Genomic DNA, 18,811 nt, shown 5'->3' with positions numbered 1-18,811 from the left:
CACCGACAGGATTGCTTTCCTCGATACCATCGGCCCTGCCTTCAGCGCTCTGGCAGATGGCGATCTGGAACAACGTGTGCCGGTGCTGAAACTGTCGCCCTTGTTCGACAGGCTGTCGACCGACTTCAACAGCGCGCTGGATCGGCTGCAATCCACAATGCAGCAGATCCGCGACAGTTCGCTGAACGTGCGGGGAAGATCACAGGAATTGCGGCGATCGTCGGACAGCCTGACGCACAGGACAGAACAGCAAGCCACGTCGATCGACCAAAGCGCTGCGGCGCTGACGCAGATCACCTCGACCGTGCAGCAAACCACCGAAAGCACGCGTGAGGCGCGCAAGCTTGTCGGCTCTGTCACGGAAAACGCGCATCACGTGTCGAATGTAATGCAGCAGACGGTTGTCGCAATGAAAAGCCTGGAATCATCTTCGGGCAAGATCGAACGCATCATTGGCGCGATCGACGAGATTGCCTTCCAGACCAACCTCCTTGCACTGAATGCCGGGATCGAGGCGGCCCGCGCCGGCGAAAGCGGTCGCGGCTTTGCCGTCGTCGCGCTGGAGGTCCGCGATCTGGCCCAGCGTTCGGCCGAAGCGGCGCAGGAAATCAAGCGGCTGATTGGCGACAGCACGCGCAATGTCGGCGAAAGCGTGGCTCTGGTGGACAGAACGGGAAATGCCATCGGCGAAATGGTAGTGGGCATATCCAACATCCGGGATATCGTCGTGAACATCGCCGAGGCCGCCGAAGAGCAGGCATCCGGATTGTCGCAGATCGCCTCCAGCGTGGACCGCCTTAACGAGGTGACCCGCCAGAACACGGCGATGGCGCAAAGTGCGACCACGATCACCTCTGACCTTGATCGCGAAACGGCCCAGATGAACACGGTTCTGATGACGTTCCGCCTTGGCCCACCATCAACCGCGCCATCGGGGCAGGAAAGCCGCGCATCGGCCGACAGTTCGGCACCTGCTGCCGCGACTGTTCAACGTGCATTTGGGTGATCGCACGCCCGGGTAACGGGTCTTCTGAGCCTTAGTTCGACGTTTTGACGGTTGCCTGCAACAGCGGGCGGTGCTTGGGGCAGGTGCACGCCTCAAATGGATCATCGGGATAGAAAGGCTGCGGCCTTGTCCTTGGTGACTACAATCCCCGAAGGAATTTTTTGCGTGACGCTCCCACCCGCAACGCCCGCAAAATCAAGAGCGTGGCACAAGGCGGCAGGGTCTAACACAGGCGTCCCTGCCTCAACATGATACGTGCGGCAACTCCAGAATTCCGTCCTAAGCCCAGGGGTGGCACCACACGACGATCCGCGCGCGCCGAACCGGGCTCTGGATATGGCCGGGAAGTGACCGGATGCTTGTACGGGCAGCGGCGAATGCCGGTCGCTACTGCGCCACATCACCCAGAAGCAGATCAGGAACTGCCTCGCCTTCCAGCCCGCCCATGCGCCCGGGTCCACAAAGGAGCCTGCCTTGCAAATCCCCCAACGGCGTGCAGGCGCGCACAGTCTCGGACCGGATCGGAAGGATCAGTGACCCGGCCGCGACCAACAGCTCCAACGTCCTGGCTATTCCTTCCATCTCTTGGCGTAACTGATCGGCGCGTTGCAGTTCGGCCAAAAGTGCCGGTGTCATCAGCGTTTTCGTTTCCGCCGGGTCGGATGACCTGCGCCAGATGTCCAACATGGCACCAAGCGACGCATCCAGCGATGCCATCGCCCCCGCCTGACGCCGGATCTCGGATGAGCAGGCGGCCAGCAGATCCCGCGCAACGATTTCAGATGGCGCCGCGGCCGGAGCCGCAGCCTCGGCTTCGAGCCCTTCAAAGATCATAGTGTTCCGACCACTTTCTCGATGCAGACCTTCAGGCTCAGCGTCGTGAAGGGTTTGCTGATGAAATTGTTCATGCCCAGCGAATGGCCACGGGTGATCATCTCCTTGCTGGCGCGACCGGTCATCAGAATGAACCCGATCCGCTGCGTGGAGCGGTTCATCCGCAGCGCTTCCAGCAAGGAAAGCCCATCCATACCCGGCATGTTGAAATCAGACAGAACAAGATGAACCGGATTGCTGGCCAGCTTTTTCAGGGCCGCTTCACCGTTGTTTTCATATTGCACCTTCTGAATTCCAATCTCGTCCAGCGCCTGTTCCACCAGACCCCGGCTCACCGTCATGTCATCGACAACCATCATCGTCAGCGAAAACCTGAGCGACATCTCTATACCTTTCCTGCAACAGGTTTCGGGTCCCCGACAGCGGCCCCTTCAGCAACCCGAAGGGCCGTGCGGCGGTACTGGGTGACGCCAGACGGGGCGAACAATGGGTCCAGCCGGGGATCCATCCGTTCGGAATGACCGATGAAAAGCGAACCGCCTTCCGGCATCCGGGAGGCAAAGCGCGTCCACAGGGTGAGGCGGGTTTCGACATCGAAATAGATCACGACGTTGCGGCAGAAGATCACATCGAAATGCCCCTGAAACGGCCAGGGTTGCAGCAGGTTCAATTCTTCGAACCGGATCAGGTCCTGCAAACTGTCGGAGATGACCACCTGACCGGGCGCAGGCCCATCCCTCAGGTGGCGCCGGATTTGTTCGGGTGGCATATCGCCAAGGGTTTTGCGATCAAAGACGCCCGCCCGGGCGGTTTCGATCACTGAAGGATCGATATCCGTGGCGAGAATCCGCAGGTCATGACGCGCGATATCGGGCGCAATCAACAGCAGCGTCGCAGCGATACTGAACGCTTCCTGTCCCGTCGAACAGCCCGCGGACCACAGCCGCACCCGCCCGCCCGACCGCGCCCGCGCAACAAGCGCCTGGCCGATTTCACCCAACACCTTGAAATGATGGGGCTCTCGGAAAAAGCCGGTCACGTTGGTGGTCACGGCCGACACAAGGGCGCCGCGTTCGGTTTCACCCGCAGGGCCGTGAAGCAGCGCCACGTAATCCGAAAAACATGTCAGGCCCAGGCTCCGCAATCGGCGAGACAACCGCGATACCAGCATGCTTTTCTTGGCTGGCGTGATCAGAATTCCCGTTTCTCGGTGTATAAGCCCGGTTACTGCAACGAAATCGGCATCGGACAGAACGGCAGAAAGCGCACCGCCCCGATCCAGAGCGGAATCGGTCAAACACCCGTCCTCCCGGTAAACATGGCCTGTTGCCATCACCATCACGCGGCCTCTTGGTCTTTGCCCGGAAGAACCGCCGCAAGGTCCAGCTTGCGCAGCATTCGCCCGTCCTCAAGCGTGATCACTTTGGTGATGAAAACACCCGCCCCATCAGACGCGACGTCGGGCACCGGTTTCATCGCGGCCTCGTCGATCCCCATGATGTCGGACACGACATCCGCAAGCAGACCAACCGTCTGGTTGCCGAAGGCCACGATGATGACGACATGGCGCGGGGTCGGATCGGTTTTGCCGATGGCCAGCCGCGCGGCCAGATCGACGACAGCCACGACCGACCCGCGCAGATTGATCACTCCGGTGACAAAACCGGGCGCATGAGGCAGGACCGTTGCCGGGGTCCAACCCCGGATTTCGCGGACCACTTCGATGTCGATGCAGTAATCCTGTTCTCCGATCCGGAAGCAGACAAAGTCGCTTTGATCGGCTGCGTTTTGAAGAATCATCTGGTGCATGATGGTCTATCCATTGGCTGCAAAGGGCAGGGACGGGGCTTCAACGATGGCGCGCTGAACGATTTCTTCGGGGTCCACGATCAGGGCGATCCTGCCGTCGCCAAGGATGGTGGCTGCCGAAATGCCGGGAACGGTTCCGTAATTGTCTTCCAGGCTTTTGATGACGACCTGCCGCTGATCGAATATCCGGTCTGCAGCCAGCGCAGCGCGCCGCCCGGAATCGCATTCGACAAGGATCAGAACCCTGCGCTGATCGTCTTCTGTCGATGCAAAGCCAAAGCTTTGGGCAAGGTCTATGATCGGAATCATTTCGCCGCGTTTTGCGATCAACCGGCCGCTCCGCCCAAGGCGATGGATCTCGGATTCGTTTGGTCTGAGGGTTTCGATGATCGAAGAAATCGGCAGGATCATCGTCTCACCGCCAACACCGATCAGCATACCCTCCAACACGGCCAGGGTCAGCGGCAGGGCGATGGTGAAACTGGTCCCCTGCCCCGGGGTGGACTGGATCGATACGCGCCCGCCCAGCGACTGTATCTCGCGCCGTACCACATCCAGCCCGACGCCACGGCCGGACAGCGCCGAAACCTCCTCCTTGGACGAGAAGCCTGGAAGAAACAGAAGATTGTCGATATCGGCCGGGGAAAGCTGTGCTCCGGGCGGGATCAGCCCCTTTTCTTCGGCCACTTCCCGCACCCTGGGGCGGTTGATGCCCGCACCGTCATCGACCACTTCGATGATCACCCGGCCTGAGCGGTGGGCCGCTGAAAGGGTGATGGTGCCTTCTGCCGGCTTTCCCGCCGCAAGGCGCAGTTCGGTGGTTTCGATGCCGTGATCCACCGAATTGCGGATCATGTGGGTCAAGGGATCGACAAGCCGTTCGATGACAGTCTTGTCGACCTCTGTCGCTTCGCCCACCGTTTCCAGCCGCACCTGTTTGTGCGTTGCATCCGCCGCTTCCCGCGTAATCCTTTCCAGACGCTGAAACACCGATTTGAGCGGCTGGGCCCGAATCGCCATCACGCTTTCCTGGATTTTGGCCGCCAGCTGCTTGATCCCCTCAAGGCTGCTGGAGATATCGCCATCATCGCGCAGGCCTGCGGTCGAAATGGCCTGCGACAGCATGGCTTCCATGATGACCAGTTCGCCGATCTGGTTGATCAGCCGATCAACGCGGTCCAGGTTGACGCGGATCGTTGTCATGACAGAAGCGCCGCCGGGGCTTTGGCAACAGCGCGCAAGCCTTCGGCGCCTGACTTGGCAAACGTTGGCGCGGGGGCCGGATTCTCTGGCGGCGGCGCTGCGGCAGGAAGATCAGGCTCTGGCTGGGAGGTGCCTGCAGGGTGTGGCTGGATTGCGATCCGGGCCATGTCACCCACAAAAGCGAAGACCGACATGACCTCGTCTTCCGGCGCGGCGGTTTTGACATTCAGATGCCAGAACAACTGCGGATCTGACAGATCAAGACGTGCCAAGGGGGCGACGGCCGAAGTATCCGCCACCACCTCTGTATCGCCCAGTTCGGCGATCGCCCGAAAAAGTGCCAATGGCTCATGGCCAGCCGCGTAAAGCGCGACACTCGGCTCAAAGCTGATGGCAAATCCGCCGCAGTCCGGGCCTTGCGCCGCTTCGGCATCGCCAAGGGGCAGAATTTCGATCTGCATCGGCACGAAGGCAAAGGCCGCCTCCTCATCCTCTTGCGCGGGGCTTCCTTCGGCCAAAAGATCAAGCTCGACCAGCAGTTGCCCCATCTGCACAGGCTCTGCCGAGCCGTCGCGTGCTGCAGCAACAAGGTCACCCAGAACATCCGAGGCCCGCAATAGGGTATGCATCGCGGCCGCATCCGGATGGAGCGCACCGCTGCGCATCAGATCCAGCACCGTCTCGAAGGCATGCGCGAAGCCGACAAGCGATGTCAGCCCAAAGGCGCCCGCGCCGCCCTTGATGGAATGCACGGCGCGAAAAACATCGTGGATCGTCTCCAACTCATTGCGCTGCACCGCTTCGGGGATGCGGCCAAGGCCTTCGCCCATCCGCAGGAGCAGATCTTCACATTCTTCAAAAAAGGCAGGTCGCAAGGCATCGATGCTTGTCATCGTCACAGCCCCAGCACACGGTTGATCGTCTGAATCAGGCGGCTGTCATCAAAGGGTTTGACGATCCACCCGGTTGCTCCGGCCCGGCGCGCGCGATCCTTCAGGTCATTGCCGCTTTCCGTCGTGAGCACGAGGATCGGCACACTGGCATAGGCCGCGCTGGACCGAACCCCTTCGATCACCCCGAACCCATCAAGGCGCGGCATGTTGATATCGGTGATCACCAGATGGGGGTCGGCCTTGGACAGGATATCCAGACCCTTCATCCCGTCTTCGGCTAGGTGAAGCTCAAACCCGCTGGGCTCCAGCGCGGCGGCGACAAGGCCGCGCATCGTTGGGCTGTCATCGATGGCAAGGATCCGGATCGTCATTTCTTTCCTGTCCTTTCCGTTGGCGCCGGGCGCGCCGCGCTGCGCCAAGGTGCAACACAAGGCAGGCCAAGCGTCTGGCAGGCCGCTGAAAACCGTGCCGAGGGCTGGGCAATCGTCAGGCTTTGGCCATCCGCCTCCCATTGCCGCCCGCCCGCGATGATCACCTCGAGGGCCAGCGCGCCGATCACCTCCACCTGTCCGGCATCCAGAATCAGCGGCTTGCCGATCCGGTCCAGCAGGGCCGTCACCAGCCCCGGCGCGGCCGAGCTGTCCAGTCGATCGGGCAGGATGAAATGCTGCGTCATATGCAATCCCCTCAACGCGAAGTTTCAGACCGGCACGGCCGCAAAAGCCCCGCCAAGGCAGGAACTGCCGCCTGTCAGATCAAGACTTGCCCGCAGGTGATTAAGGGTTGGTTGCCAACTCCGCCGGAACGCAGAAAATTCGATCGATAGGTTCCTGAGGCAAGAAACACTTCCTTTACGGCCTCATGCAACGGTTGCCCTGTCAGCGAACAGGGACCCGCATGTCAGATCACACCCCCCTCCATGGCGTAGGCAGGAACAACCGCCCGCGGCCGGTCGTTCTGGTGGCCGATCCGCAAACCGCCCGCCGTCGGCATCTTGTGCGGGGGCCGCTGCGCCATGACGTGATAGAGGCAGCCTCGCTCAACGAAATCTATCCAACGGCCGAGGAAGCGGTCCCCGACGTGCTGGCCATGTCGGCCGATTTCCTGATCGAACCGGAAATGGAAGGGGTCATTCGCCTAGCCGATATGCTCGGCACGGCGGTTTTTCTCTATGCGGAACAGGGAACAAGCCCGGTTCGCACCCCCCTTCGTGATCGTCTTCGGACGGTCGTTATGGGCCCGAATGACCGGATCGAGGATCTGCTTGCCCGCAACACCGAAAGACAGGCGACGCCATCCCCGAAGGGGGACGATTCGCCCTTGCCGGACCTTGTGCTGATCGGGGCCTCAACCGGCGGCATCGCGGCGATTGAAACCGTCCTGATGGCCTTTCCTGCAGATTGCCCGCCGACGCTGGTCGTGCAGCATATCCGGGATGGGTTCGTTCCCGGCCTTGTCCATCGGCTGAACATGCGGTGCAGGCCGCGTGTCGTTGCGGCAACCCATTCCCTGCCGCTGCATCGTGGCACCATCTATTTTGCCGCCGATGCCGAACGGCACCTCACCGTCTCGGGGCCGGGCGTGCCGCGCTGTACGCTTGTGGCAGACGGCCCGCATCAGGGCCACAGGCCTGCCGTAAACCCGCTGTTCGAATCCGCCCTCCCCTGGGGGGACCGTGTTTCCGCCGCGTTGCTCACGGGGATGGGCGCAGATGGTGCCAGCGGCCTGGGCGCGCTCCGGCGGGTCGGGGCGCACACAATCGCGCAGGACCGTGCCACCAGCATCGTCTGGGGGATGCCTGGCGCGGCGGTTGCCGCCGGGGCGGCCGCCACCGTGCTGCCCATCGACCGGATCGGTCCCGCCCTGTTGGCCGGTCACGGCCAGGCCAGCCTCACTTCATCACGGGGTCGCGCAACATGACGGCACCGGCGACGCAAACCATTCACGTCATCCAGGGGGAGCACGGCATTTCAGATCAGCCCGATCTGGTGCTGACAACCGTTCTCGGCTCCTGTGTCGCGGCCTGTCTGCACGACCCGGTCCGCCAGATTGGTGGCACGAACCACTTTCTTCTGCCCGATGGGCCGGACACGCGCGATATCCGCTACGCCTCGGCGGCGATGGAACAACTGGTCAACAGCCTGCTCAAGATGGGTGGTCGGCGCGACCGGATGGTCGCCAAACTGTTCGGCGGCGCCCGCATGATCAAGGGGTTACCGGATATCGGCCACCGCAACGGCGAGGCGGCGCTGGCATTCCTCCGCGGCGAAGGGATCAGCGTTTCCGCCCACAGCTTGGGCGGCACGCAGGCGCGGCGCGTCCGCTTCTGGCCGGCAACGGGCAGGGCACAGCAACTGCTTCTCGTCGACACCCGCGATATCGCCATCAGCCAACCGCCATCGCCCACGGGCAGTGGCTCTATCGAACTGTTCTGAACACCGGGCAATCCGAAGCCCGATCCAGGAGGTAAACCATGGATTTTTTTGCTAGCATGTCGCTCAAATCAAGGCTGGTGACCATTCTTGTCACCTTCCTGTCTGTTCTTGCGATCCTGATTTCGGTCCTCGCCCTTTTGATGGAGCGCGAAGAGATGCGGCATCTGGCGCAAGACAGGGTGGAATTCGGCCTGACCGGTTTTGCCGCGGATCTGACCAGTTCCGCGCAGGGTTTTCTGTCGGGTCCAACGCGCGCCGACGCGATCACCAGTCTGGAGCGAACCGCAGGAGATGTGAAAATCGAGCCGTGGATGGTGGACCGCGTGCTGAACACGCTGGGTGTGCATGTCACCTATTTTCACTTCATCCCGGAATCGCAGCAGTTCAAGCGCGTCATGACCAGCATCCGTTCGGGCGACGGCACGCGCGCCGTGGGGACGATGCTTGATGCGGAAGGGCCCGCCTACAAGGCCTTGCTTGCCGGTCAGGTTTATGAGGGCAGCACAGATATCCTCACTCTCCCCTATATTGCCCGGTATGAGCCCGTCTTCAACAGCACGGGTCAGGTGAGCGGGGCGGTGTTTGCCGGGGTTTCGGTCGCCGCGATCGATGACATTCTCGTCGGCTACCTGACCAAGCTCGGCCTGCCGACGATCGGCCTTCTGTTCGCGGCCTACTTTGCCAGCCGATTCATGATCAATCGCGCCCTCGCGCCTGTGCGTGGCATGGTCGACATCGTCAACCGGCTGGAACGGCGTGACTATGATGTGGTGATCACCCCACCATCCACGAATGATGAAATCAGCGCGCTCGCTGGCGCCTGCATCGGGCTGCGCGACGAACTGGTCAAAGGGGCCGGGCTGGCAGAGGCGGCCGCGGCTCTGGAACAGGAACGCGCCCAGCAACAGGCGGACCTGTCCCGCGTCGTCACAGACCTGCGGGGCGGGTTGGCACGCTTTGCCGATGGCGACCTGATGAGCACGATCCCCAGCACGCCCGACAATCCATTCCCGCCTGCCTATGATGCCTTGCGCGAAAGCTTTAACGCTGTCACCGACCGGTTCGGTGTGGTGATCGATCAGGTCAACAACATCGCCCGCAGCGTGCGCGACAGCGCGGCGGAAATCACCGATGCCAGCCGGGAACTCTCAACCCGCGCCGAAACCCAGGCCGCCACGCTGGAACAATCCGCCGCCGCCTTGACAGAGCTAACACAATCGGTCGCCTCGACCGCCGAGCGCGCGGGAATGGCGCAAGAGGCCAGCTTCGGCAATCGCAAGGGGGCCGAACGCGGAGCAGAGATCGTAAAAGAAGCGGTCTCTGCCATGCAGGGGATCGAAAAGGGTGCCGAACAGATCACCCGGATCATCGGCGTGATCGAAGACATCGCCTTTCAGACCAATCTACTTGCCCTGAATGCCGGGGTCGAGGCCGCGCGCGCCGGTGATGCCGGGCGGGGCTTTGCGGTCGTTGCCTCGGAAGTGCGTCTTCTGGCCCAGCGCGCCTCGGAATCTGCGCGCGAAATCAAGTCGCTGATCTCTGACAGCACCAAGGGTGTCGAAGACGGGTCCGTCCTCGTTCGCCGCACGGGCGAAAGCCTGGCAGAGATTCTGGGGCGCGCGAATGATGCGGCAGGTCTGGTGGCTGATATCGCCATGGCGGCGTCGGAACAGGCGCGCGGCCTGGCCGAAGTGAATGCGGGCGTCAATCAGCTTGACACCGTCACGCAACAAAACAGCGCCGTGGCCGAGGAAACCTCTGCCGCCGCTGCGGCGCTGAAGTCGCGTTCGGAAGAACTGATCCTTGCGCTGGCAGGGTTCCGAACCCGGCAAAGGCCGGCCTCCATTTCCAACGATGCGCCGCCACGTGCAAGCGAAAGGCCAGGCGCGATGATCGAGGCGAATGTCGTGGATTGGGCCGCCGCAGCCGCAGCCGCAGCCAATGGCCCGCGCGCAAATCCGGTCCGTCAAAACGCCGCCTGGGCCGAGTTCTGACCCGCCACCTGATGCCGCGACGGGCTGCCCTGCCGCCCGTCGCGCTTATCACGATCCGGTAGCCTGCCTGCCGCGGAAAGCGCACACGTGGCCAGTGCCACGCGAAAGCTGCCTCAGCCTTCCGGTGGGCCGGTCAACTTCGCGCACCCCTGTCTAAGTGCCCTCTTCTGAGAACCCGAGCATCCGCGTCCCAGTCTCTGCACCCAAATGCCAACGATCCGACATCGGCGCCGCAGCTAAAGCTGGCCCCCGTTCCCGTGCCTTCGTTCAGCCCACAGTCATCACCTGACCGCCCGCAGCCTTTATCGCCGCAGCCAGATCATCGGGCGGGGCGCGGTCGGTCACCAGCACATCGACTTGCGCGAAATCCGTCACCCGGATGAACCCCCGCCGCCCGAATTTCGTGGCATCTGTCGCCACGATCCGCCTTGCGCCACAGGCCAGAACGGCGCGGGCGAATTCCGCCTCCTGCAAATCGAAATCCATCACCCCGCCCGCATCCACCGCGCCTGCCGAAATCACCGCATGTTCCACCGAAAACCGTCCGATGAACTCCAGCGCCGAAGCCCCCAGCGCGGCCCCGGAATCCCGGCGCAACTCGCCCCCCGCCATGTAGACGCGATTGCCGTTCACCGTGGCCAGAATGCGCGCGATGTCGGATGAGTTTGTCACCACTGTCAGCCGCCGGTGCCGCAGTAACTCACGCGCGATGAAGCTTGTGGTCGTGCCGGTATCCAGCATCACCGATGCGCCATCGCCGATCCCTGCCGCCACAGCCCGCGCAATCGTCCGCTTTGCCGCCGCATTTTCGCGCATCCGCCTGTCGAAGGGCGCCTCACCCGTCTGCCCGGCCAGCCCCACCGCTCCATGGCTGCGCACCGCCGATCCCGCATCGACAAGCGCGCGGATGTCGCGCCGCGCCGTTTCGGCCGAAATGCCCAGTCTTTCAGCCACTTCCGCGATAGGCAGCATCCCGCGCCCATCCAGCAGCTTCAACAATTCTGCCCGCCGCCGTGAAACCATGACACCCCGATCACCGCATCCCGCAGCCGATCCTGACCGCTTTCTGTGGACAACATGCCCGATCCATCAGCTATCGCCAAGAACCCGGTCACCAAAATTCCAAACCCCGTCAGATTCCATTTGACAGCTTGCCGACCCCTTCGCGTAACCTTGGGTCAAGCGATATCCCGGCACGGCCCGCGCCGCCCGGACAACTGCCCCAAAAAATCAATCGCAGGGAGTTCACGATGCGCCGTTCCACACCGTTGCTGTCCGGTTTCCGCCCCTTTGGCCTTGCCACCCTGATCGCGGCAACCACCGCCTTCACCGCCGCCGCCCAGGAGTCGCCCGACCCGATCAAGCTCACCCTGCATGACTGGACCGGTCAGCTGATCACCACCCAATTGATGGGCGAGGTGCTGAAGAAAGCCGGCTACAGCGTTGAATACGTGCAGGCCGATTATCTGGCGCAATTCCCCGGCCTCGAATCCGGCGATCTCCATGTCGCCATGGAGCTGTGGGACACCACCGCGCGCGAGGCGCTGGATGCCTCTGTCGCCACCGGCAACACCGAAAACTTCGGTCCGACGGGCATGAAGGCCAAGGAAGAATGGTGGTATCCCACCTATATGAAAGAGCTTTGCCCCGGCCTGCCCAATTGGGAAGCGCTGAAAGAACCCGCCTGCGCCGAGGCTTTTGCCACCGCCGAAACCGCCCCAAAGGGGCGCTATCTGGGCGGCCCCGTCACCTGGGGCGGCTATGATGAGGAACGCATCGCCGCGCTCGACCTGCCGTTCGAGGTGATCCATGCCGGTACCGATGCCGCCCTCTTTGCCGAACTGGAAAGCGCCTATCAGCGCAAGGCCCCCATCATCCTGTGGATCTATGATCCGCATTGGGCCCCTGCCAAATTCGAAGGCGAGTTCGTCGAATTCCCGCCCTACACGCCCGAATGCTATACCGATCCGGCGGTCGGCCTGAACCCCGACGCCGCCTATGACTGCGGCAAACCCTTCGGCGAAATCTGGAAGGCGGGCTGGGTCGGGCTCAAGGACAAATGGCCCGGCGCGCACAAGGCCATTCAGGCCTTCACGCTCGACAACAAGGAAATGGGTCTGATGATCACCGAGGTGGACCTGAACGGCAAAGCGATTGAGGCCGTCGTCGCCGATTGGATGGCCGCGAATGAGGCCCGCTGGAGCACCTGGATCGCCAAGTAACCCGCGACCCATCGAAGGGGCGGCCCGCTGTGGCCGCCCCTGATGTCCTGCCCTGCTCCGAAGGACCGGCCTCCTTGCCAATAACCGACGCCACCGAAAAACTCGTCTGCCGCAACGTCTGGAAAGTGTTCGGGGCCCGCGCGCATGAGGCCTTTGCCGGGCTCGGGCGTGACCCGTCGCTGGAACGGCTCTTGTCGGCCGGGCTGGTAGCTGCTGTGCGCGCCGTGGACCTGTCTGTCCGAAATGGTGAGATTTTCGTCATCATGGGCCTGTCCGGATCGGGCAAATCCACGCTGGTGCGCTGTCTGTCCCGCCTGATCGAACCCACGGCGGGCGAAATTCTTTTCAACGGCCAGAACCTTTTGGCCGCGTCAGATGCCGAAATGATCGAACTTCGGCGGCACAAGATGGGCATGGTGTTTCAGCACTTTGCCCTGCTGCCGCATCTGACCGTGCTGGAAAACGTGGCCTTCCCGCTGGAGGTGCAGGGCATCGACCGCGCCAAGCGCGAGGCGCGGGCGCGCGAAATCATCACCCTTGTTGGCCTCTCTGGCCGCGAAACCAGCTACCCGCGTCAGTTGTCCGGTGGCCAGCAGCAAAGGGTGGGCATCGCCCGATCCTTGGCGGTGGAGCCGGAATTGTGGTTTCTGGATGAACCCTTCTCCGCGCTTGATCCGCTGATCCGGCGCGAATTGCAGGATGAATTCCTACGCCTGCAATCAGCCCTGCGGAAAACCATCGTCTTCATCACCCATGATTTCGACGAAGCGATCCGTCTGGCCGACCGCATCGCCATCATGAAGGACGGGTTGATCGAACAGATCGGCACGCCCGAAGACCTCGTCCTTCATCCGGCCACGGATTACGTGCGCGAATTCACCCGCGCCGTCCCAAAGGCCAAAGCCGTGCGTGTGGCCTCGCTTGCCCATCCCGACGCGCCCGCCTCTGACGCGCCCCGCATCCCCGCCCGCGCCACCGTGGCCGAGGCAGGCACCGCTTTTCTGAACGGGGCCGATGTGCTGGCCGTGACAGATGCCGATGGCCGCGTCACCGGGTCCCTGCGGCGCGAAGATGTGGTCCGCCTGATTCTGGGCGGCGCGGGATGACCGCCCTTCCCGCCCCCATTTATGCCACCGCCTCACCCCGCCTGATCTGGGGCATCGCGTTGTCGCTGGCCGCGATCCTCTGGCTCTGGGGGCAGACCGTGGCCCCCTTCGCCTTTGAATACCCCAAGGCGCTGCAAATCCCCGCCGCGCGCTGGATTGGCGGCGCGATAAACTGGCTGGTGAAAGAGGCCGCCATCGGCCCCATCGCCTTTGCCGACATCACCCGCCTGATCGCAGACGTGATCGACCTGCCCTATCGCGCCACGCTGGCCCTGCTGGCCACCGGCCTTTTGTCCGGCGAAGGGTCTAGCGCTATCCAACTGTGGCCGCCGCTCCCTTGGGTGGCCGTAGTCGGGCTTCTGGCGCTGATCGGGCTGTATGCCGGGGGCATCCCGCTGGCGTTGACCGTTGCCGCCTGCATGACCTTCATCGCCGTCTTCGGCCAATGGCAAAGCGCGATGATCACGCTGTCATCCATCATCGTGGCCGTGCCTTTGGGCGTTGCGGGCGGGCTGTTCCTCGGCATCGCCGCCGCCCGCAGGCCGTGGCTTGACCGCGCGATGAAACCGTTTCTCGATCTCATGCAGACCATGCCGGTCTTTGCCTATCTGGTGCCCATCCTGATCCTGTTCGGCTTCGGCCCCACGGCGGCCATCGTGGCCACGCTGATCTATGCCATGCCGCCGATGATCCGCATCACCACACTGGCCCTGCAACGGGTGCCGTCCGAAATTCACGATCTTGGCCGCATGGTGGGCTGCACCGACCGGCAGATGACATGGCGCGTGCTGGTGCCATCGGCGCGCGAACCGCTGCTGGTGGGCGTCAATCAGGTGATCATGCAATCGCTCAACATGGTCATTATCGCCTCGATGATCGGCGCGGGCGGGCTTGGCTTTGACGTGCTCAACGCGCTGCGCCGCCTCGATTTCGGCGTGGGGCTAGAGGCGGGGCTTGCCATCGTCGCGCTGGCCATAACGCTTGACCGGCTGTCGCAGGCGCTGGCCCGGCGCAACCGCGCCGCCATCCCGCAGGGCAGCCTGATCCAGCGCCACCCCTATCTTGCCGCAGCCCTTGCCCTCATCCTCGCCACCACCCTGCTGGGCATGCTGATCCCCGCCATCCAGACCTATCCCGAAAGCGCCCGCCTGACGACCAGCCCGTTCTGGGCGGCAGCCGTGGAATGGATCAACATCACCTTCTTTGACACGCTGGAGGCGATCAAGAACGCTGTCCTTCTGGGCCTCTTGATCCCCGTCAAACGCTTCATGCTGTCGCTGCCATGGGTGGCGGTTGTTGCAATGCTGGGCCTTGCGGGCTGGCGTCTGGGCGGCTGGCGGCTGGGCCTGCTTACCGCCAGCCTGTCCTTCCTGATCGCAGCTACCGGGCAATGGGAAAAGGCGATGATCACCGTCTATCTCTGCGGCATCGCAAGCCTGATCGCCATGGCCATCGGCCTGCCCATCGCCATCGCCGTGGCCGACCGTGACCGGGCCTGGACCATCACCCGCGCCATCATCGACACGCTGCAAACCCTGCCCTCCTTTGTCTATCTCATGCCCGTGGTCATGCTGTTCCGCGTGGGCGACTTCACCGCCCTGATCGCCGTGGTGGCCTACGCCGTTGTCGCCTCAATCCGCTACACCGTCCTTGGCCTGCAATCCGTCGACCCAAGGCTGATCGAGGCAGGCCGCGCCATGGGCTGCACCGATTGGCAGATCCTCACCCGCATCCGCCTGCGCCTTGCCCTGCCGGAAATTCTGCTGGGCCTGAACCAGACGATCATGTTCGCCCTCGCCATGCTGGTGATCACCGCCCTCGTCGGCACCCGCGACCTTGGGCAGGATGTCTATATGGCGCTGACCAAGGCCAATCCCGGCAACGGCCTTGTCGCAGGCCTTGCCATCGCCTTCATCGCCATCATCGCCGACCGCCTGATCCACGCCGCGGCCGAGGCGCAGCGCGCCAAGCTGGGGCTTGGAGGGCATATATGATCCCCGCCACCCTGCGCGCCCTGCCATGGCAGGGTGACATCACCGCCGAACCCCTGCTGGGGGGCCTGTCCAACGAAAGCTGGAAAGTGACCGATGCGGCGGGCGTCCATGTCGTCCGTTTCGGGCGCGACTTCCCCTTCCACCATGTCGACCGCGCGCGTGAGGTTATGACCGCCCGCGCCGCCCATGCCGCAGGTTTCGGCCCCGCCGTGGAACATGCCGCGCCGGGCGTGACGGTTGTCGAATACCTGAACGCCCGCACCTGGGGCCCCGATGACCTGCGGGCAAACCCGGAACGGGTGGGCGATCTGCTGCGCCGCTTTCACCACAACATGGCCGCCCATATCCAAGGCGCGGCCTTCCTCTTCTGGCCCTTTCACGTGATCCGCGACTATGCCCGCACGCTGCGCGCGGGCAACAGCCCCTTCACCCCCGATCTGCCCGCGCTGCTGGACCTCTGCACCGAACTGGAACAGGCCCAGATCCCCCTTCCCCTGATCTTCGGCCACCATGATCTGCTGCCCGCCAATTTCCTCGATGACGGCACCCGCCTCTGGCTGATCGACTATGAATATGCAGGCTTCGGCACCGCGCTGTTCGATCTTGCCGGGGCTGCCTCAAACGCCGGGATGACGCCGGATGAAACCGACCGCCTGCTCACCGCCTATTTCGGCAGTCTCCCCGATGCCCCCCTGCGCCGCGCCTTTGATGCCATGCAATGCACCAGCCTCCTGCGTGAGGCGATGTGGGCCATGATCTCGGACCTCCACCTCGCCGCCCCCGGCGCGGATTACAAATCCTACGCCCGCGAAAACCTGGCCAAGCTCGACGCGGCGCTGACCCAATACCATTCCCTGCACGGACAGAAAAAATGACCATCCCCACCCATGCCCAGATCGTCGTCATCGGCGGCGGCATCATCGGCTGTTCCACCGCCTATCATCTGGCGCGCGACCACAAGGCTGATGTGATCCTGCTGGAACAGGGCCAGATCACCTCCGGCTCCACCTGGCACGCGGCGGGGCTCGTGGGTCAGCTTCGCGCCTCCGCCTCGATCACCAAGGTGTTGAAATACTCGGTCGACCTCTACAAGGGCCTCGCCGCAGAGACGGGTCTTGATACCGGGTGGAAGATGACGGGCTGCCTGCGCCTTGCCACCAACCCCGACCGCTGGACCGAATACCGCCGCCTCGCCACCACCGCCCGCTCCTTCGGGATGGAGATGCACCTCGTCTCGCCGGATGAAGTGAAACGCATGTGGCCCCTGATGGACACATCCGATCTGGTCGGCGCAAGCTGGCTGCCCACCGACGGGCAGGCGAGCCCGTCAGACATCACCCAAAGCCTCGCCAAGGGGGCGCGGATGCACGGGGCGAAACTGCTTGAAGGCGTCACTGTCACGGGCTTTGCCATGGACGGCCGCCGCATCACCGCTGTCCACACCAATCAAGGCACGATCACCTGCGAAAAGGTCGTTAACTGCGGCGGCATGTGGGCGCGGGAAATCGGGGCCATGGCCGGGATCAATGTCCCCCTGCAACCCGTCAAACACCAATACATCATCACCGAGAAGATCGACGGCCTCTCCCCCGACGCGCCCACCCTACGCGACCCTGACCGCCGTACCTATTTCAAGGAAGAAGTCGGCGGTCTGGTCATGGGCGGCTATGAACCCAACCCGCAAGGCTGGGTCACGGGCGATATTCCCAAGAACTGGGAATTCCGCCTGTTTGATGATGATTACGACCATTTCAGCCAGCACCTCGAACAGGCCATCGCCCGCGTTCCGGCATTGGAAAACACCGGCGTGAAGCAGATGATCAACGGCGCGGAAAGCTTCACCCCCGATGGCAATTTCATCCTCGGCCCCGCGCCGGAATGCGCCAATATGTATGTCGGCGCGGGCTTCAACGCCTTTGGCATCGCGTCGGGCGGCGGCGCGGGCTGGGTGTTGGCCGAATGGGTCATGCGGGATGAGGCTCCGCTCGACCTCTGGGTCGTCGACATCCGACGCTTCTCAAATCTCCACCGCGACCGCGATTGGGTCTTCGACCGCACGATGGAGGCCTATGGCAAACACTACACCATCGGCTTCCCGCATGAGGAATATACCAGCGGCCGCCCCCGCATCACCTCTCCCCTCTATGACCGCCTGAAAACCCACCGCGCCGTCTTCGGCTCCAAACTCGGCTGGGAACGCCCCAACTGGTTCGCCCCACAGGGAATGGAACCCCACGACGTCTATAGTATGGGCCGCCAGAACTGGTTCGCCCCCGTGGGGCAGGAACATGCCCATGTGCGCGAAAAGGTTGGCATCTTCGACCAATCCTCCTTCGCCAAATACGAACTCGCGGGGCCAAAGGCCGCCGAGGCGCTGGAATGGATCTGCGCCAACCGCGTGGCCCGAGATGTGGGCCGCCTGACCTATACGCAACTCCTCAACACCCGCGGCGGGATCGAGGCTGACCTCACGGTCGCCCGCCTGTCAGACGAACATTTCTATATCGTCACCGGCACCGGCTTCCGCACCCATGACCTTGCTTGGATCGCCGATCACCTGCCCGCCACAGGCTGCACACTGACAGATGTGACCGAAGATTGGGGGACCCTCTCGCTCATGGGGCCGCTGGCGCGTAACGTTCTTGCCAAGGTCACCGATGCCGATGTCTCCAACAGCGCCTTCCCCTTCGGCCATGTCCGCGACATCGCTATCGCCGGGGCAAAGGTCCGCGCCCTGCGCGTCACCTACGTTGGTGAACTGGGATGGGAACTTCACACCCCCCTCGCCCAAACCGGCGCGGTCTTTGATGCGCTGATGGCGGCAGGCGGCGCGGATATCCGCCCCGTGGGCTATCGCGCGCTGGAATCCCTGCGGCTGGAAAAGGGCTACCGCGCCTGGTCCTCTGACATCACCCCCAACGATACGCCGTTCGAAGCGGGCCTTGGCTGGGCGGTCAAGCTCAAGGCCAACACCCCCTTCATGGGCCGCGCCGCGTTAGAGGGCGCGCAGGGCAAGCCGCTGACCAAACGCTTTGCAGGCTTCACGCTGGCCGATCCTGATGCCGTGCTGGTGGGCCGCGAAACCATCCTGCGTGATGGCCAGCCGGTGGGGTATCTCACCTCTGGCGGTTACGGCTACACGTTGGGGCAAAGCATCGGCTACGGCTATATCCGCAACGCCGATGGCGTGGCCGATGATTGGCTCACCTCTGGCAGCTATCAGCTTGTGGTCGCCGGGGATGCCTTGCCCGCCACCCTTGCACTCGGTCCGCTGGTCGATCCCGAAGGCGCGCGCATCAAGGCCTGAGCGCCGCG

The 18,811-nt window shown here is 63.3% G+C and carries 18 protein-coding genes; 9 read left to right on the top strand and 9 right to left on the bottom strand.

The window, feature by feature from the left end:
- Window positions 1-157: 157 nt before the first annotated feature.
- Window positions 158-1,006, top strand: coding sequence for a methyl-accepting chemotaxis protein (locus tag RSE12_06550; GenBank protein WRH64752.1), 849 nt, complete (start codon window positions 158-160; stop codon window positions 1,004-1,006).
- Between the two features lie 387 nt (window positions 1,007-1,393).
- On the opposite strand, the gene RSE12_06545 is transcribed toward RSE12_06550, so the two are convergent.
- The 8 genes from RSE12_06545 to RSE12_06510 are packed head-to-tail and all read right to left on the bottom strand — an operon-like array spanning window position 1,394 to window position 6,421.
- A complete protein-coding gene (locus RSE12_06545; GenBank protein ID WRH63989.1) occupies window positions 1,394-1,840 on the bottom strand; it encodes a hypothetical protein in 447 nt (148 codons plus the stop codon).
- Complete coding sequence (locus RSE12_06540; protein ID WRH63988.1) at window positions 1,837-2,223, bottom strand: response regulator; 387 nt, start codon at window positions 2,221-2,223, stop codon at window positions 1,837-1,839. Before RSE12_06540 ends, RSE12_06545 begins: the two co-directional genes overlap by 4 nt.
- A 2-nt stretch (window positions 2,224-2,225) precedes the next feature.
- Complete coding sequence (locus RSE12_06535; protein WRH63987.1) at window positions 2,226-3,137, bottom strand: CheR family methyltransferase; 912 nt, start codon at window positions 3,135-3,137, stop codon at window positions 2,226-2,228.
- A 41-nt stretch (window positions 3,138-3,178) separates the two neighbouring features.
- Complete coding sequence (locus RSE12_06530) at window positions 3,179-3,649, bottom strand: chemotaxis protein CheW (GenBank protein ID WRH63986.1); 471 nt, start codon at window positions 3,647-3,649, stop codon at window positions 3,179-3,181.
- A 6-nt stretch (window positions 3,650-3,655) separates the two neighbouring features.
- Window positions 3,656-4,852, bottom strand: coding sequence for a chemotaxis protein CheA (locus RSE12_06525; GenBank protein ID WRH63985.1), 1,197 nt, complete (start codon window positions 4,850-4,852; stop codon window positions 3,656-3,658).
- The gene (locus RSE12_06520) at window positions 4,849-5,745 is read right to left on the bottom strand and encodes an Hpt domain-containing protein (protein WRH63984.1); all 897 of its coding nucleotides are present in this window, start codon (window positions 5,743-5,745) and stop codon (window positions 4,849-4,851) included. The genes RSE12_06525 and RSE12_06520 overlap by 4 nt, the downstream gene beginning before the upstream one ends.
- 2 nt (window positions 5,746-5,747) lie before the next feature.
- Window positions 5,748-6,116, bottom strand: a complete 369-nt coding sequence (locus RSE12_06515) for a response regulator (protein WRH63983.1) — start codon at window positions 6,114-6,116, stop codon at window positions 5,748-5,750.
- Complete coding sequence (locus tag RSE12_06510) at window positions 6,113-6,421, bottom strand: STAS domain-containing protein (GenBank protein ID WRH63982.1); 309 nt, start codon at window positions 6,419-6,421, stop codon at window positions 6,113-6,115. The genes RSE12_06515 and RSE12_06510 overlap by 4 nt, the downstream gene beginning before the upstream one ends.
- A gap of 221 nt (window positions 6,422-6,642) precedes the next feature.
- On the opposite strand from RSE12_06510, the gene RSE12_06505 reads away from it, so the two are divergent.
- From RSE12_06505 to RSE12_06495, 3 genes are read left to right on the top strand one after another with little or no spacing between them, the layout of a single operon-like run.
- On the top strand, window positions 6,643-7,665 hold the full coding sequence (locus RSE12_06505) for a CheB methylesterase domain-containing protein (GenBank protein ID WRH63981.1): 1,023 nt from the start codon (window positions 6,643-6,645) through the stop codon (window positions 7,663-7,665).
- The gene (locus tag RSE12_06500) at window positions 7,662-8,180 is read left to right on the top strand and encodes a chemotaxis protein CheD (GenBank protein WRH63980.1); all 519 of its coding nucleotides are present in this window, start codon (window positions 7,662-7,664) and stop codon (window positions 8,178-8,180) included. Before RSE12_06505 ends, RSE12_06500 begins: the two co-directional genes overlap by 4 nt.
- Window positions 8,181-8,218: 38 nt before the next feature.
- A complete protein-coding gene (locus tag RSE12_06495) occupies window positions 8,219-10,174 on the top strand; it encodes a methyl-accepting chemotaxis protein (GenBank protein ID WRH63979.1) in 1,956 nt (651 codons plus the stop codon).
- A 267-nt stretch (window positions 10,175-10,441) separates the two neighbouring features.
- Here the strand turns inward: RSE12_06495 and RSE12_06490 are convergent, their stop codons facing one another.
- A complete protein-coding gene (locus RSE12_06490; GenBank protein WRH63978.1) occupies window positions 10,442-11,197 on the bottom strand; it encodes a DeoR/GlpR family DNA-binding transcription regulator in 756 nt (251 codons plus the stop codon).
- A 227-nt stretch (window positions 11,198-11,424) separates the two neighbouring features.
- Between RSE12_06490 and RSE12_06485 the strand changes: the two genes are divergently transcribed.
- From RSE12_06485 to RSE12_06465, 5 genes are all read left to right on the top strand, one after another.
- Window positions 11,425-12,396: an ABC transporter substrate-binding protein gene (locus tag RSE12_06485; GenBank protein ID WRH63977.1), complete on the top strand. Its 972-nt coding sequence runs from the start codon at window positions 11,425-11,427 to the stop codon at window positions 12,394-12,396.
- A gap of 80 nt (window positions 12,397-12,476) precedes the next feature.
- Complete coding sequence (locus tag RSE12_06480) at window positions 12,477-13,502, top strand: glycine betaine/L-proline ABC transporter ATP-binding protein (protein ID WRH64751.1); 1,026 nt, start codon at window positions 12,477-12,479, stop codon at window positions 13,500-13,502.
- Window positions 13,499-15,496, top strand: a complete 1,998-nt coding sequence (locus RSE12_06475) for an ABC transporter permease subunit (protein ID WRH63976.1) — start codon at window positions 13,499-13,501, stop codon at window positions 15,494-15,496. Before RSE12_06480 ends, RSE12_06475 begins: the two co-directional genes overlap by 4 nt.
- Window positions 15,493-16,371: a phosphotransferase gene (locus tag RSE12_06470; GenBank protein ID WRH63975.1), complete on the top strand. Its 879-nt coding sequence runs from the start codon at window positions 15,493-15,495 to the stop codon at window positions 16,369-16,371. Before RSE12_06475 ends, RSE12_06470 begins: the two co-directional genes overlap by 4 nt.
- On the top strand, window positions 16,368-18,803 hold the full coding sequence (locus tag RSE12_06465) for an FAD-dependent oxidoreductase (GenBank protein ID WRH63974.1): 2,436 nt from the start codon (window positions 16,368-16,370) through the stop codon (window positions 18,801-18,803). Before RSE12_06470 ends, RSE12_06465 begins: the two co-directional genes overlap by 4 nt.
- Window positions 18,804-18,811: the final 8 nt, after the last annotated feature.

This window comes from Fuscovulum sp., assembly GCA_035192965.1.
Classification (GTDB): domain Bacteria; phylum Pseudomonadota; class Alphaproteobacteria; order Rhodobacterales; family Rhodobacteraceae; genus Paragemmobacter.
This window is presented reverse-complemented; position numbering and strand designations above follow the sequence as displayed.